Here is a 16,012-nt window from a genome sequence, read left to right as displayed (position 1 = left end):
AAGGCGAACATAGTCTTACAGCGATTGTAAGGATACGTTAAGGTAAATCCATAGCCGGTTCGCCCGGTTTTTTTGTACAGTAGGGGTAAGCTAGCTGATTCAGGAACATAAACCGGACGGAGTATTCCGGGACAGGAGTGAGAAACATGGATATTTTACAAGTGAAGGCCCTGCATAAAACGTATCCGGGTAAAGTCGTGACCCATGCTCTGACGGATATTCATTTAACGATCGGGAAAGGCGAGTTTGTCGGAGTCATGGGCCCTTCGGGAAGCGGGAAAACAACGCTGCTGAACATGGTGTCGACTATTGACCGGCCGAGCTCGGGTGAAGTGAACATCAACGGGGAAAATCCGTACCGGATGAAGAAAAAAGACCTCGCCGTATTCCGCCGCAGGCAGCTCGGCTTCGTCTTTCAGGATTTCAACCTGCTGGACACGTTGACGGTTGCGGAAAACATCGTGCTTCCGCTGACGCTGGACAACCGCAAGCTCGGCGAAATGGAGCGCAAGCTGCAGGAAGTTGCCGCGCGCCTTGGCATCACGGATATTCTCGGCAAACGCGTGTACGAGATATCCGGCGGACAGCGCCAGCGGACGGCCATCGCGAGGGCTGTCATTACCTCGCCGGTTCTGCTTCTTGCGGACGAACCGACAGGCTCGCTGGACTCCAACGCATCCCGCGTCGTGATGGAGTCTCTGGCGGAAATCAACGAGCGCGAAGGTACGACACTTATGCTCGTGACGCACGATCCTCTCGCGGCAAGCTATTGTCACCGCATTATTTTTATCAAGGACGGGAAGCTGGCCGCCGAAATTCATCGCGGCGACAGCAGGCAGACGTTTTTCCAGAACATCATCGACACACTGTCTTTCTGGGGAGGGAATACGAATGAACTTTCCTCAATTCGCGTTTAACAACGTCAAGCGCAACGGCCGGGCTTACTTTGCCTATTTTCTGAGCAGCGCCTTTACGGTGATGATTTTTTTCACGTATGCCGTATTCATTTATCATCCTCAGCTCGACCGTTCCCTGATGGGACCGATGACCCGAGCCGGGATGCAGGCCGCCGCTTATGTCGTGTTCGTTTTTTCGTTTTTCTTCGTTCTGTATTCCATCAGCATGTTTCTCAAATCGAGAAACAAGGAATTCGGCATTTTAACGATTCTCGGCGCGGAATCGGGCCAGATCAATCGGTTGATTTTCCTGGAAAACATACTGGTCGGAGCCGCTTCCATCGTTACGGGCATTTTCAGCGGGATTTTTCTGTCCAAGCTGTTCCTGCTTATCAGTATGAAAATGACGGGAATGGAAGATTTGACGTTTTACTGGCCGGTCCGGGCTGTTCTTCTGACCGCGGGTTCCTTCGCGCTTCTGTTTCTCGTTATTTCCCTGCTGACCCTGCTTTTTATCCGTAAAAATAACGTTCTGGAGCTTCTGAACGGCAGCAAAAAGCCGAAAAAAGAGCCGAAGCTGTCGATATGGCTCTGTCTGCTCGGTATTGTTCTGCTCACGGCAGGACTTATGGCGCTGAAGATCGGGAAACTGGAACCCGGCAATATCTTTATAGCGGCAGCAACGGGGATTGCGGGTACGTACCTGTTTTATTCGCAGCTTACCGTATTGGTCATCCGTATCGTGAAGCGCAGCCGGAAGAGAGTGTGGCGGGGCACGCGGCTGTTGTGGGTGTCCGAGTTCAGCTACAAGCTCAAAGACAACGCCAGGATGTTGTTTCTTGTGACGGTCGTGACGTCCGTTTCCTGCATGAGTGCGGGCTTCGTCCTGTCCTTCGAGCAGGAGAACCGGGCGTATTATTTAAACGATCCATCGGCGATTCGGTTCACTTCCTACTCCTTGGAGAACACGGACAAAGAATTGAAGGCCATAGACGGCATGCTTAAGGAGGCCGGTGTTTCTTATAAGCAGTTGGAGACGGAGACTTTCTATACTTCTCTTAAAGGAATGCCGCGCTATTACGTCGAACTGATCTCGGTCAGCCAGTTTAATAAGGTCGCGGATACCTACGATCGCGGGCTGACTAGAATGGAAGCTCTTCAAGCAGGCGAAGCCGCGGTATTTTATACGAAAGATTCGGGAGAAAAGAAGATTCCGGCGGGCACGATCGAGCTGGAGAATCTGCCGGGTGCTTTGAAAGTCACCCAGACACGAACCGCGGAATCGCTCGTTTCCATGTTCAGCTCCGGAACGCTGCTTGTCTTGGAAGATAACGAGTTTAAACGGCTAAAAGCCGAGTCCGAGAAAGAGAACCGAATTAGCTCGCGGCGATTCGCCTTTGTGGTTCCCGAGTGGAACACGGGCAAGCTGCCCGAATTAGACAGCCCGGAATCGGTTGCCGGCAAAAAATTGCTGGAATGGCACGACGAGCTTCAGAATAAGCGCCAAACGGACAGCTTCATTTCAACCCGGGCCCAAAGCTTCCTGCAGCTGCAGCAGGCCACATCGCTGTTCCGGTTTATCGGGGTATTTATCGCGCTTATTTTCTCGATATCGACCGCAAGTTTTCTCTATTTCAAGCTTCATACGGAGCTGGCTGCGGACAGCCAAATGTACCGCGCGCTTTCCAAGATCGGTTTAAGTGCCGGCGAAATGAGAAAATCGGCGACGGTTCAGATCGCGCTGCTGTTTTTTACGCCCATCGTCGTTTCTACCGTTCAGACCGTCGTCGTTCTGGGTCCCGTCATGAACCACTTCGGGGTTGCCAATTCGCTTGGCCCTACCCTAATCGCATCGGCCGGTTTCTTCGCCGCGCAGGCGGTTTACTTCGTCATCGTGCGTTCTCGCTACGTACGCACCTTGAACAAGTGGATGGTCTAGCTTTATGAAAACAGAGGAATGCGTGAAGAACAACAACCGAATTGAAACGCTGGATTATTTAAGAGGGTTTGCGCTGCTCGGGATCATTTTCATCAATATCGGCCAGATGGTCTTCGCGACAACGGACAGAACTGCCGCGGATACGGCTGTCAATACGTTTATGAACATAGCTGTCAGTCACCGTTTTTTTGTCATCTTTTCCTTTCTTTTCGGAGTCGGTTTTTATCTCTTCATATCCCGGGCGAAAGAACGGGGAGACCGCGCTATGCTTTTGTTTACGCGGAGGCTCCTGCTGCTGCTGGCGATCGGTCTGGCGCATCACTTCTTCCAGCCCGGAGAAGCGCTTTTGATCTATTCGATCCTCGGGTTTCTGCTGATGCCTTTCTTTAAGCTAAAACCGGCCGTCGTGTTTTTGACGGGTTTTATATTGACGATCGCCGGATGTTTTACGGTATTTCTTCTGGAAATCTGGGGACTTTTTCTGCTTGGATTATGGGCGGGGCAGATCGGACTTTTCCGACAAACGGACCGCTACCGGCGCGGTCTTCTCCTTACAATGACCGTGGCCTTCCTGTTTCTTGTCCCGTCTTACTATGTACAGGAACAAATTTTCGAGCGGACGGGGATGGTCGATGTGGCTTTTGCCGCAGGCGGTCTTTCGTTCAGCGTGTTTTACGTCACGGCTCTGACACTGATACTTCGGAGCCGTCTGGCTCAGCGGCTGCTGGAGCCCCTTAAGTATCTGGGGAGGATGGCGCTGACCAATTATCTCATGCAGACCGTGATGATCTTGTCGCTGAGCGCGCTCTTTAACTGGCCGGAGCGAATACATTCCAGTCAACTGGCTTTGACGGCAGCGGGTATCCTCCTGATCCAGATGGCCGCGAGCACGCGGTGGTTCCGCTATTACCGGATGGGACCCGCGGAGTACTTGTGGCGGCTGGGGACATACGGGACAAAGTCCGTCCGGCATTCCTCCGGTATGAGCGAGACGACTGTAAAGGGATAACTACTTCCGATGTGCACCTCGATTGTTAGACACATTCTAACAATCGGAGGTGCATTTTTTCGGTATGAAGGAGAAAACATTGCGTATCACTTGACTCAACTTCGGAGACGGCGTGAAAGTGCTGGAACCCGGCGAGCTTATCACGGACATCCGGCAGCGGATCGGAAATATGCGGAATCTTTACATAAAAGTATGACACAGTTGTCAGCCTTTTTCTTTTATACTGAATTCAATACGAAAAAAGGGTGTGTGACAGATTGTCCAGGCGCTTTCAGGATTGGATCGCTCTGGGACAGGATCTCGATCAGCGATTTATTCTCGACAACCCTTTTACACGCAAGCGGGATACGAGCTACGCCGAAGTTCTTTTACAGGTGGCCAATCACGGAACTTACCACAGGGGAAATCTCTCGGCTATGCTGCGCCAAATCGGCCAGTCTTCCGTTATGACCGAATATGCGTTATACTGGTATACTGAATAGTACGGAATGAGGATGCGTCTGACGCGTCCTTTTTTTAATGAAAAAGGCGGCTAACCTGCCGAAATTCCGATCAATCAACCTGTGAATCCGCAGAATACCAGAATGCGCAGGCGAGGAGGATGCCCCATGCACAACGGAAGCGATGACCGGTTTCTCCGTCACATCGAGCTGATGAGGGAAAATATCCCCTCCTGGAAGCGATATCCCTTCGATCTTGATGCGGTCCGGAGCCTGGGCAGACTTGTTTTTCACCCGAAAGTAACGTATATCGTCGGCGAGAACGGCACGGGCAAATCCACGCTTATGGAAGCGATAGCCACGGCATGGGGGTTCAATCCGGAAGGCGGGACGCTGAATTTTTCTTTTGCCACAAACCCCACGCATTCCGAGCTCCACGAGTACATCCGGCTCTCCAAGGGCGTAAGGAAAGCGCGCGACGGCTTCTTTTTCCGGGCGGAGAGTTATTATAATCTGGCTACAAATATTGATGAGCTTGACGCGGCTCCATGCTCTCAGCCTCTCATCAAAGACTCGTACGGGGGCGTTTCACTTCATGAACAGTCGCACGGGGAATCGTTTTTTGCCGCTTTTGTTCACCGTTTTGGCGGGCAAGGCCTTTATATTCTGGATGAACCTGAAGCCGCGCTGTCTCCGCTGAGACAGATGGCCATGCTTGCGCGCATGCATGAGCTGGTGGGCCAAAACTCCCAGTTTATCGTTTCGACCCATTCTCCCATCCTTATGGCATATCCCGATGCTGTTATGTATCACCTGTCTGCGAAGGGGATTGAAGAAACAACGCTCGAAGAGACGGAGCATTATGTGATCATGAAGCAATTTCTCAACAATAAAGAAAATATGCTGCGGGAATTGTTCGGTGAATAGAGTGAGGCGGACGGAGTGGAAGCGGGAGCTTATAAATTAGCGGCTGTTCTTAAGCCCTTGTGTTACGTTTGGAATTTTGGCACAATGATAGAATGTAATGCCGTGATCCGCCCTTTGGCGAGGGTGCGACCGGCTGATATGTTTTGCTGAAAAGAGGAGTACGAATGAACAAACCATCCATCTATGGATTAACATTTGATCAGTTGACCGCCTGGCTGCAGCCCTACGGGCATAAGAAATTCCGGGCCTCCCAGATTTGGGACTGGCTGTACCGGAAGCGCGTGGCGAGTTTTGCCGATATGACGGACGTGAATAAAGATTGCCTGGGGCTGCTGGAAGAACACTTTGTCATCCAGACGCTGGAAGAACACGTGAAGCAGGAATCTTCCGACGGTACCGTCAAGTTTCTGTTCCGGCTTTCCGACGGAAACCTGATCGAAACGGTGCTGATGAAGCACAAGTTCGGATTATCCGTCTGCGTTACGACTCAGGTCGGCTGCAATATCGGGTGCAGTTTCTGCGCGAGCGGCCTGCTCAAGAAGAGCCGGGATTTGTCTGCCGGGGAAATCGTGGAACAAATCATGAAAGTCCAGTTCTATCTGGACAAGGCGGGCAAGGAAGAGCGCGTAAGCCATATCGTCGTGATGGGGATCGGGGAGCCGTTTGATAATTTCGAGAATCTGTCCGATTTCCTGCGCGTCGTCAAAGACCACAAAGGACTGGCGATCGGCGCCAGACACATCACGGTCTCAACAAGCGGACTTGCCGACAAAATCGTCGAATTTGCCGATTCGGATCTCCATGTGAACCTGGCGGTTTCGCTGCATGCGCCGAATAACGAGCTTCGTACGCGAATCATGAAAATCAACAAAGCGATTCCCATTGAGAAATTGATGGATGCGATCGATTATTATTTGGGCAAAACCAACCGCAGACTCACCCTGGAATATATTCTGCTTAAAGACGTGAACGATGCCCGGGAGCATGCGGAAGAGCTGGCCGAATTGATCGGAGACCGCCGTCCGCTGGTCAACGTCAATCTCATCCCGTACAACCCGGTCGATGAGCACAGTCAGTATCAGCGGAGCGAGAAGGAATCCGTGCGCGCTTTTTACGATATTCTGAAGAAGCGGAATGTAAGCTGCAGCGTGCGGCTGGAGCATGGAGCGGATATTGACGCCGCCTGCGGGCAGTTAAGAAGCAAGCAAATCAAAGCGACCGGTTAAAGGATGAAGCCGGACCTAACAGCAAATGGAAACATGAAGCGTATCCCGGACGGGATACGCTTTTTTGCAGAGCGCTATAATACCGCTTCCGTTAAAAGTCAGGCGGGTGCGAATAAGCGCCGTCGCTCCGGGCGATTCCCGGCAGGGTTTTCCGGATCCCTTCTTGCCCGTATCGTCCGGCGGTCTTTGGCCGTCCGCATCCGTTCCCTCTTTTCGCACACTTTCCGTACAGGTGGCACGGATGTGTTCGGTAATCGCCACAACCTTCTATTGTGTTTATTGCAGCGGCCGTGCTCCCTGATTATAATGAGCATGAGAAAGTCAATCGACGTCGTCATGTTCATGATTTGGGACAACAGGATAAAGAAGCAGACCCCAATTTGTCGGGACGGGAGTTGATGAACCATGGAACAAGTTCTGATTGTGGGAGCCGGTCCTACCGGTCTGGTGCTTGCCCTTCAACTGGCTCGTTACGGGGTGCCGTTTCGGATCATCGATAAAAATGCGGGTCCCGGCGAGGCATCTAGGGCGATGGCGGTTACTTCGCGGACGCTGGAGTATTACCAGCAGATGGGGCTGGCCGAGGAAGTCGTAAGCCGGGGCATCAAGGTCGACCGGGGGGACATCTGGACGGGAAACCAAAAGAAAGGGACCCTGCCATTCGAAAAGATGGGAGAGGGGCTGAGCCCGTTTCCGTTCGTCTTCACGTTTCCCCAGGACGACCACGAGCGTCTGCTGATCGAGGCTTTAAAAGACCGGTCCGCCGAAGTGGAGTGGAACACGGAATTGGTCTCTTTCGCGCAAAGGGACGGAGAAGTCGAGGCCGTCTTAAAACGGCCGGAGGGTGAAGAGAGCCGCACGTTCCGTTATTTGTGCGGTTGTGACGGCGCCCACAGCCGGGTGCGCAAAAGCATGGATAACCCGTTCGAAGGCGAGAAGTACGAACAGGATTTTTATGTGGCGGACCTTCACGGGGAGGGCGGAATGTTTTCGGGGCGCAGCATGGGCATCCACTTCGCGGACGAAGAATTCGCTCTTGTATTTCCGGTGCGGAGCAGCGGGACATACCGGCTGATCGGTGTCGTGCCTCCGGCTTTCCGGGATCGGGAGCCGCTATCCTTCGAGGATATGTACCCTTATTTGCGGCGGAATCTTGGTCTCGATGCGGCTGAAGTCAACTGGTTCTCCAAGTATCATGTCCATCACCGCGTTGCCCGTCATTTCCGCGAAGGGAATGTATTTATTGCCGGGGATGCCGGCCATATTCACAGCCCCGCGGGCGGTCAGGGAATGAACACGGGCATCGGCGATGCCGTAAATTTGGGCTGGAAGCTGGCTGCCGTCGTTCAGCACCGGGCTGCCCCGTCCGTTCTCGATACCTACGAGGCGGAACGTCTTCCGTTCGCAAAGCTTCTCGTGGATACGACGGACAGAGTTTTCAAAGCGGTGATCTCTACCGGCAGGGTAAGCAGACTGGTCAAAAAGCATCTCTTTCCATATGCGGGCCCGTTCTTGTTCCGCCGCCCGGCGTTCCGCAGAAGACTGTACAGGTTGATCTCGCAAATAAGGATCACGTACCGGGGAAGCGCACTTGCATCGGGCGAAGCGGGATCGCTGCAGGGAGGAGACCGTCTGCCTTATGCGGAAGTGAATTTCGCTCCGCTGGGGTCGATGGACTGGCAGCTTCACGTGTACGGCAGAGCGGGACGGCCGCTCCGGGAAGCTGGGGAAGAGCTGGGGCTGCCCCTGCACGAATTCTCATGGAGCCGGGAGACGGAGGAAGCCGGGCTCACGGAAGATGCCCTGTATCTGATCCGGCCGGACGGCCACATCGGCTTCGTTAACGCCGCACAGAATATCGCGCTGCTGCGCGCTTACTTGACGAAGCATAAAATCGTGTCCCTTTAAGAAAAGTCTTGAGCCGCCGCTAATCCTGTGCATCGAACGTACCTCCGACCATGTGTCTGTTTATATTATAGAAGCAATTGCGTCAAAGCCGTCCGGAGGGGCGGCTTATTTTCGTTGGGAAGGAGGATAACCGTCCGGCTATTTAACGGTTTTGTTTTTGATAACGGGATCCGCCGCGCGCTGCAATCTTTTCTCTTTTGTACAAAAAAATTCTCGCTTTTGTCCATTGCCCAGGAAAAAGATGTCGCTTAAACTGAATCTTGTGATAATGAGAATCAATATCACTTATAAATGTCTCGCCAAATATTAACGTACAGGGTGGCAGGTATGATTCAGCAAAATGCAGCAAGGGAAACGCAAGCAGTTTCATCCGTTCCGCTTCGCACCCGTCCGCTGGCCGCAGCCCTCATTCTCACAGCGGGGATTCTCCTACTGGTATTGGGAATAGGGGTATCGGTTTCATTCGGGGCAGCCGACATTTTATTCTCGACAGTCTGGGAAGCTGTCTTTCATTTCAATCCGGAGTCTACACAGCATCAGATTATCGCCGATTTGAGGATGCCGCGCGTGCTGGGCGGCGCCATGGTAGGGGCGAGCTTCGCGGTTGCCGGAGCGATCATGCAGGGCATGACGAGGAACCCCCTCGCGGATTCGGGTCTTCTCGGCCTGAACGCGGGCGCGGGCTTTATGCTGGCGCTCTGCTTCGCATTTTTCCCGGGCATGGCCTATTCCAAGCTTATTCTCATGTCGTTTCTCGGTGCGGCTGGCGGGGCCGTCCTGATCTACGGGATCGGCTCCATGGCCAAAGGCGGCTTGACGCCGCTGCGGCTGGTTCTTGCGGGAGCGGCGTTGAGCGCTCTTCTTTCCGCGCTGAGCGAAGGGATCGCCTTATATTTTCATATTGGCCAGGACATCGCTTTCTGGTATGCGGGAGGCGTAAGCGGAACCACCTGGGTCCAGCTCAAGGTCATGCTGCCGTGGTTTTTGGCCGCTCTGCTGGGCGCCATCGCGCTTTCGCGTTCGATTACGATGCTCAGCCTGGGGGACGAAATCGCCAAAGGATTGGGGCAGCGGACCGGACTCGTTAAACTGGGCGGCACGATTGTTGTGCTCATCCTCGCGGGTGCGTCCGTCTCCGTCGTCGGAGCGGTGGGCTTCGTCGGGCTGATCATTCCGCATCTGACGCGCTATCTGGTCGGCGTGGATTACCGCTGGATCATACCGTGCTCTGCGGTGCTCGGCAGCCTGCTGGTCGTCGTGTCCGATCTGGCGGCCAGAATGATCCACCCCCCTTACGAAACGCCCATCGGGGCGCTGATCGCACTAATCGGGGTTCCGTTCTTCCTCTACCTGACGCGCAAAGAAAGGAGGGAGCTGTAACGTGAACCTTAATCTGGATTACTCGCCCATTATGGTACATGAAAAAAAGCGGAAAAGAAGAAATAGCGCGATTCTCGTTATTTTCGGTCTGCTTCTTGTCCTTACGTTTGTCATCAGTATGAACATCGGCTTTATCCGCCTTTCTCCCACGGAGCTTTTCACAACGCTTATCGGAGAAGGGACACGCAAGCAATCCCTGGTCCTGTTCGATTTCCGGCTGCCCCGCATCGTCCTTTCGATGCTTGCGGGGGCGGGACTGGCGATATCCGGAGCCATTTTGCAGGGCATCTCGCGCAATGCGCTGGCCGATCCCGGAATTTTGGGCATCAATGCCGGAGCTGGACTTGCGGTTCTGCTATTTATCTGCTTCTATCCCTCTGCCGCTGCCGCTCCGGTCTTCCTGCTTCCCGTACTCGCTCTGGCGGGCGCCGGTGCGACGGCGATGCTGATTTATACGCTTGCGTTCAAGCGTAACGAAGGGTTGTCTCCCACCCGGCTCCTGTTGTCGGGTATCGCCGTGGCGGCCGGAATCAGCGCCGCAACCATCGTCCTGACACTACGGATCTCTCCGGAGAAATACCAGTTCGTGGCCACGTGGATGGCGGGAAGCATTTGGGGGACGACCTGGAAATTTGTGATCGCGCTCCTTCCCTGGATCGTCATCCTGTCGATCTACGTATTCTGCAGAGCGCGGGTGCTCGATGTGCTCAACCTGGGCGATCAGCTGGCCTCGGGACTTGGCGCTCCCGTGGAGAGGGAGCGGTTCCTGCTCCTCGCTTCCGCCGTCGGTCTCGCAGGCTCCTGCGTTGCGGTAAGCGGCGGAATCGGCTTCGTCGGGCTTATCGCCCCGCATCTGGCCCGCAGATTGGTGGGACCGGGCCACAAAGTCCTTCTACCGGCCGCTGCCCTTGCCGGGGCGCTGCTGGTATGCGCAGCCGACACGCTCGGCCGCTGGGTGCTGGAGCCTTCCGAAATGCCTGCGGGAATTGTGGTCGCGGTCATCGGCGCTCCTTATTTCTTGTATCTGCTTGCGCGGTCCAAGACGGAGTAGAAGAGCCTGCGGGCTTCTGCCGCCGAGGAAGGTTTACAGAAAGAGAGGCGCTTTATGCTCCGCCGGTTTCAAACGATATCTCGAAATCTCGGAACTTGATCCCGATGTCGCCGATGCTCCGGATGCGCGGGCCGTTGACCGGCTTGCGGGAAATATCCGGTATCGGAATGTGAGCTTCGGTTACGAAAACAAGGAGAACGTGCTGAACGGACTGAACCTCTCCATCCGGCCCGGGGAAACGGTCGCTTTCGTCGACCCTTCGGGCGCGGGCAAAACGGCCTTGTGCAGTCTCCTCCAGAGGTTTTACGAAGCGGCGGACGACGCCGTCGCCATTGACGGTATAGATGTCCGCGAGATGAAGCTGGAATCGCTGCGTTCCCCTATCGGAATCGTCCGGCAGGAAGTGTTCTTGTTCGACGGCACCATCCGAATATCGCCTACGGCAAGCTGGGGGCTTCCGACGGAGAAATCCGGGAGGCGGGGAGTTTTACATAAAGATCAGGCGATAGCGTACAGGATTACAGGAAGGACGCTGGCCGTCTCCTATACGGAAAGGCCAAACCAAGGAGGGAATATCGGATGACATTAGTACAGGAAAGGCTTCATACTTCCGGCCTGCATATCGGATACGGGGATCTCAGTATCGTGAACGATCTGAATATTTCCATCCCGCAGGGCAAAATAACCGCGCTGGTAGGCGCGAACGGTTCCGGGAAGTCGACCATCCTGAAAACGATGGCACGGCTCATGAAACCGGCCTCGGGCGGCGTGCTGCTCGACGGGGTGTCGATCCACAGCAAATCTACGCGGGAAGTAGCCAAAGAACTGGCCATTCTGCCGCAGAATCCGTCGGCGCCCGCCGGATTGACGGTTACGGAGCTGGTCGCTTACGGCAGGTATCCCCACCAGACCGGCTTCGGCACGGTTAGTTCGGAGGATAAGCGCGTGATCAGCTGGGCTTTGGAAGTAACGGGGATGATGCCGTTCCACGCAAGACCCGTGGATCAGCTCTCCGGCGGGCAGAGGCAGCGCGCCTGGATCGCCATGGCGCTCGCGCAGCAGACCGATATTCTCTTCCTGGACGAACCGACCACTTTTCTGGATATGGCCCACCAGCTTGAAGTTCTTCAACTGCTGCATAAGCTGAACAGCGAGGAGAAGAGAACGATTGTCATGGTGATTCACGATCTGAATCATGCTTCCCGGTACGCACAGCATATCGTGGCCATCAAATCCGGCAGCGTGATATGCGAAGGCTCCCCTGCTGACGTGATGAACCAAGACATGCTGCGGGAAGTGTTCGCGATTCATGCGGACATCGTTGCCGACCCGCGTACGGGGGTTCCGCTGTGCCTGCCGTATGAGCTGGCCCCGGAGGCGTGACAAGGCCCTGTACGAAACAAAACCTGCCGATCCATTGCGATCGCCAGGTTTTTCAGCTTTCTTCCGGCTTGGGGCCGGGGCGAACGCCGCCATGAGCGGGAATGATCCGCTTCCCGGCGCCTGCCGAGAATTGTCCCCAGCAGCTCGATCCGCTCGTCAGGCGGGGCGAAAGAGTCAAACGTGAGCGTGGGGGCGATCAAGCGAAGCGTGTTATACTGCGATAGTCTGCGCTAGAGAGGATGATAAGGTCGGGTCGGCTTCAGCCCCCGGTAACGGCAGAGTTAATCGGGAATTGTCGCGGTGTAATGCCGGTGAGCTGCCGGAAGCGCCGGTTGATGTACTATTCGTCGGTAAAGCCGACGCGTCTCGCGATTTCCCTCGAAAATCACATCCATCCTTCACATCCATTCTTCGGTCCCCATCTAAATGGATATATGCTAAGATTTTCTCAATGAACGAATGGGAGAGGGGAAAACAGGATGAACCCGATAAAATTCGGCAGTCTTGTCGTTACGGCCACGCTGCTTATGGGGTCTTCGTTTGCGGTCGGCAAAATGGGGCTCGCCTACGTTTCGCCGCTGCTGCTTGTGGGAGTCCGTTTTACGCTGGCCGGGGCCCTGATGGCCCTGTGGGTCTTGGGCACGAGAAGGCGAATGCCGCAGACGGCCGCCGGGTGGGGACGGATCGCCTTGATCGGCCTTTTTCAGACAACGGGAGTGATGGCGTGCATTTTTCTGAGTCTGAGGACCATTTCCGCCGGAGAGTCGTCGCTGCTAACCTTTGTGAATCCGCTGCTGGTCGTGCTGCTGGGCACTCTTTTTCTCGGGATGAAGTACCGGTGGTCCCAGTGGACCGGCGTAGGGGTCGGATTTCTGGGAGTCGCCGTGACGCTCGGGTTCCAGCTGGATTTTAAAACAGGGACCTTGTTCGGGCTGGGTTCCGCAGTATGCTGGGCGGCCGCAACGCTGCTCGTCAAACGCTGGAGCGCTTCATTCGACATTTGGGTCATGACCGCTTTTCAAATGCTGGCGGGCGGACTGGCACTGCTTATACTCGGCCTGCTAGTGGAAAAGCCGCTTTTTGTGCTGAATGCGGATTCGCTATGGATCATTCTGTATCTCGCGGTACTGGGCTCCATCGTCCAGTTTGCGGCCTGGTATTATCTGCTGAGCAGGGGAGATCCCGGGAAGACGAGCGCGTTTCTTTTTCTGGCCCCGTTCTTCGGCGTGCTTTCGGGCTGGCTGCTGTTGGGTGAGACCGTCCGCTCGTATGTGTACGGAGGAGGTCTGCTGATTCTGGCCGGTATCTTCCTCGTAAACTGGGCGCCTGCCCGAACCGGTGTCGGGTCGCCCCGTTTTGAAGAAGATCATTCCGCCTGATCGTTGGATTTTCCGGTACCTAAACCAAAATATGGAGAATAAACCTGTAATTCGGAACCTGTTTTTAAGGGCGGGAAGGCGGTATGATGAACACGGGATTGCCATTAGGAAAAGGGGGATCATGGATGATGTACCGCAAGCGGCTTTCTTTGCTCTTATCCGTATTTCTGCTTCTCAGTCTTTTCTCGTCCTTTGTGTTCAGCCGGACCGCCGGAGCTTCTTCGGCCAGCGATTGGGTGCCGGTCTGGAGCGATGAATTCAACGGCCCGAACGGGTCGGCACCCGATTCTTCGAAATGGAATCTGGAAACCGGAGCCGGCGGCTGGGGAAATAACGAGCTGCAGCACTATACCAACCGCACGTCCAACGCTTATCAGGAAAACGGAAATTTGGTCATTCAGGCTTTAAAAGAAAACTACAACGGCTCGGGCTATACGTCCGCACGCCTCACGACGCAAAATAAATTCAACCTGAAATACGGGCGGGTTGAAATGCGCGCCAAGCTGCCCTACGGGAAAGGAATTTGGCCCGCTTTCTGGATGCTCGGCAAAGACATCGGCACTGTAGGCTGGCCCGCCAGCGGCGAGATCGACATTATGGAGTATGTCGGCGCTCTGGAACCGAACCGCGCGTACGGCACTTTGCACGGACCGGGCTATTCCGGCTGCTGCGGCCTCTCCGGTTCGTATCTGCATCCGCAGAATTTGAGCAATGACTACCACACGTTCGCTTTGGAGTGGGAACCGGGCGTGTTCAAGTGGTTCGTGGACGGCAAGCTGTTTCACACGAGAACGCTGGCGGACGCAGGCACGAATGCCTGGGTGTTCGACAAGGAATTTTTCTTCCTGCTGAACCTCGCCGTGGGAGGCAACTGGCCGGGTTACCCCGACGGCACGACAATCTTTCCGCAAAAATATTACATCGACTATGTCCGTGTATGGCAGCGCGCGGGAGGCTATAACATCGTCGCCCTGAAATCGGAAGCGAACGGAAAATACGTGACCGCCGAACATGCAGGCGCCAGCCCGCTGATCGCCCGTTCCCAGACCGTCAGCGGCTGGGAGAAGTTCGAGCTGGTCGACCTCGGCGGCGGCAAGGTCGCTCTGAGAGCGCTTATCAACAACCGGTACGTTTCCGCCGACAATTCGGGAGGAAGCCCGCTCATCGCGAACCGGGAAACGATCGGCGCCTGGGAGACTTTCGAGCTCGGTAAGACGGCGGACGGCAAGCAGACGTTAAAAGCGCTGGCGAACAACCAATATGTGTGCGCCGACAACGAAGGCGCGAGCCCGCTGATCGCGAACCGCGCCACGGCCAGCAAGTGGGAGAGCTTCGTATTGGTGAAGCAGAATCCGTAAGCGGCCGCTCTCTGGCCTGGCAAGGGGCAATGACAGGAGTTTCCTTTGGATAAAGGAGGCTCCTGTCTTTTTTGTGCCGGAAAGCTGGCAGGAAGAGATGGCTGCAAGCCCGGACCAGGGTACTTCCGAGTGCCTAAGGCGCGAAAAAGTGCCGACCGAACTTTAAAGTGCTTACTTCACAAACGAGTATGCAAGGCGCATAATAGGACATGCTGCATTTTAAGCCTACTCAACAGGAGGACATCCGAGAATGACAAAACATCTGCAAGATACAACCACCCTTTACAACGGAGTTAAAATGCCTTGGCTCGGTCTCGGCGTTTTTAAAGTAGAGGAAGGCCCCGAATTGGTAGAAGCGGTTAAAACGGCTATCAAAAACGGATACCGGAGTATCGATACGGCCGCCGTATACGGCAACGAGGAAGGGGTCGGCCAAGGAATCAGGGAGGGTCTGGCCGAAACGGGTCTTTCCCGGGAAGAGCTTTTCGTCACTTCGAAAGTCTGGAATGCGGATCAGGGTTACGAGTCTGCTATCGGGGCGTTCGAAGTCAGTCTGCGGAAGCTTGGCCTGGACTACCTCGATTTGTACCTGATTCACTGGCCGGTCCAAGGGAAATACAAAGACACGTGGCGCGCTCTTGAGGCCATTTACGAGTCGGGCAAAGCCCGGTCTATAGGAGTCAGCAACTTCCATATCCATCATTTGCAGGACCTTCTACAGGATGCGAAGATCAAGCCGATGGTCGACCAGGTCGAGTTTCATCCGTGTTTGACCCAGGAAGAGCTGCGGGCATATTGCCGCGAACAGGGAATCCAGTTTGAAGCGTGGTCTCCGCTTATGCAGGGCAAGCTGTTGGATAACGAGGTTCTGAAGTCGATTGCGGACCGTCACGGCAAATCCGTCGCGCAGGTTATTCTGAGGTGGGATCTGCAAAACGGCGTGGTGACAATCCCGAAATCGACGAAAGAGCACCGCATTATCGAAAACGCAAGCGTGTTCGATTTCGAGCTGACGGCGGATGAGATGAACCGGATCAGCGGCTTGAACGAAAATAAAAGAGTCGGTCCGGACCCGGACAACTTTGATTTCTAAGCATGAATTTTGCTCGAAAATTC

At 54.8% G+C, this 16,012-nt stretch carries 13 protein-coding genes and 1 pseudogene; all 14 read left to right on the top strand.

All coding sequences use genetic code 11. The features are described 5' to 3' along the window. The first annotated feature begins 146 nt into the window (after nt 1-146). The 14 genes and pseudogenes from ACI48J_RS14400 (at nt 147) to ACI48J_RS14335 (ending at nt 15,989) form a co-directional block, all read left to right on the top strand. Nucleotides 147-917 (top strand): ABC transporter ATP-binding protein, encoded by a 771-nt coding sequence (locus ACI48J_RS14400; protein ID WP_326051812.1) that lies wholly within the window; start codon nt 147-149, stop codon nt 915-917. Then, nucleotides 892-2,835 (top strand): FtsX-like permease family protein, encoded by a 1,944-nt coding sequence (locus tag ACI48J_RS14395; protein ID WP_405078858.1) that lies wholly within the window; start codon nt 892-894, stop codon nt 2,833-2,835. Before ACI48J_RS14400 ends, ACI48J_RS14395 begins: the two co-directional genes overlap by 26 nt. Before the next feature lie 4 nt (nt 2,836-2,839). Continuing rightward, nucleotides 2,840-3,844 (top strand): DUF418 domain-containing protein, encoded by a 1,005-nt coding sequence (locus ACI48J_RS14390; protein WP_405078857.1) that lies wholly within the window; start codon nt 2,840-2,842, stop codon nt 3,842-3,844. Nucleotides 3,845-4,101: 257 nt separating this feature from the next. Further along, entirely contained in the window at nt 4,102-4,326 is a 225-nt protein-coding gene (locus ACI48J_RS14385; RefSeq protein WP_405078856.1) for a DinB family protein, read from the top strand. Nucleotides 4,327-4,452: 126 nt separating this feature from the next. Beyond that, the gene (locus ACI48J_RS14380) at nt 4,453-5,211 is read left to right on the top strand and encodes an AAA family ATPase (protein ID WP_405078855.1); all 759 of its coding nucleotides are present in this window, start codon (nt 4,453-4,455) and stop codon (nt 5,209-5,211) included. A 164-nt stretch (nt 5,212-5,375) separates the two neighbouring features. Continuing rightward, nucleotides 5,376-6,437 (top strand): 23S rRNA (adenine(2503)-C(2))-methyltransferase RlmN, encoded by a 1,062-nt coding sequence (gene rlmN, locus ACI48J_RS14375; protein ID WP_405078853.1) that lies wholly within the window; start codon nt 5,376-5,378, stop codon nt 6,435-6,437. Nucleotides 6,438-6,842: 405 nt separating this feature from the next. Beyond that, a complete protein-coding gene (locus tag ACI48J_RS14370; RefSeq protein WP_405078852.1) occupies nt 6,843-8,345 on the top strand; it encodes an FAD-dependent monooxygenase in 1,503 nt (500 codons plus the stop codon). Nucleotides 8,346-8,672: 327 nt separating this feature from the next. Beyond that, nucleotides 8,673-9,725 (top strand): FecCD family ABC transporter permease, encoded by a 1,053-nt coding sequence (locus ACI48J_RS14365; RefSeq protein WP_405078851.1) that lies wholly within the window; start codon nt 8,673-8,675, stop codon nt 9,723-9,725. Nucleotides 9,726-9,756: 31 nt separating this feature from the next. Beyond that, nucleotides 9,757-10,776 carry a FecCD family ABC transporter permease gene (locus ACI48J_RS14360; protein WP_405083229.1) on the top strand — a complete coding sequence of 340 codons (1,020 nt, stop codon included), beginning with the start codon at nt 9,757-9,759 and terminating at the stop codon, nt 10,774-10,776. A gap of 61 nt (nt 10,777-10,837) precedes the next feature. Next, nucleotides 10,838-11,256, top strand: a pseudogene (locus tag ACI48J_RS14355) (ATP-binding cassette domain-containing protein); the annotation flags it as partial. A gap of 99 nt (nt 11,257-11,355) precedes the next feature. Beyond that, entirely contained in the window at nt 11,356-12,159 is an 804-nt protein-coding gene (locus ACI48J_RS14350) for an ABC transporter ATP-binding protein (RefSeq protein WP_326051803.1), read from the top strand. Between the two features lie 479 nt (nt 12,160-12,638). Continuing rightward, complete coding sequence (locus ACI48J_RS14345; RefSeq protein WP_326051802.1) at nt 12,639-13,538, top strand: DMT family transporter; 900 nt, start codon at nt 12,639-12,641, stop codon at nt 13,536-13,538. 125 nt (nt 13,539-13,663) lie between these two features. Next, nucleotides 13,664-14,896 carry a family 16 glycosylhydrolase gene (locus tag ACI48J_RS14340; RefSeq protein ID WP_405078850.1) on the top strand — a complete coding sequence of 411 codons (1,233 nt, stop codon included), beginning with the start codon at nt 13,664-13,666 and terminating at the stop codon, nt 14,894-14,896. 250 nt (nt 14,897-15,146) lie between these two features. After that, the gene (locus ACI48J_RS14335) at nt 15,147-15,989 is read left to right on the top strand and encodes an aldo/keto reductase (RefSeq protein ID WP_405078848.1); all 843 of its coding nucleotides are present in this window, start codon (nt 15,147-15,149) and stop codon (nt 15,987-15,989) included. Nucleotides 15,990-16,012 lie beyond the last annotated feature (23 nt).

Source organism: Paenibacillus chitinolyticus (genome assembly GCF_045038035.1).
Taxonomy (GTDB): Bacteria; Bacillota; Bacilli; order Paenibacillales; family NBRC-103111; genus Paenibacillus_F; species Paenibacillus_F chitinolyticus_A.
Note: the sequence above shows the minus strand (reverse complement) of the source record. Positions and strands in the feature narration are given on the sequence as shown.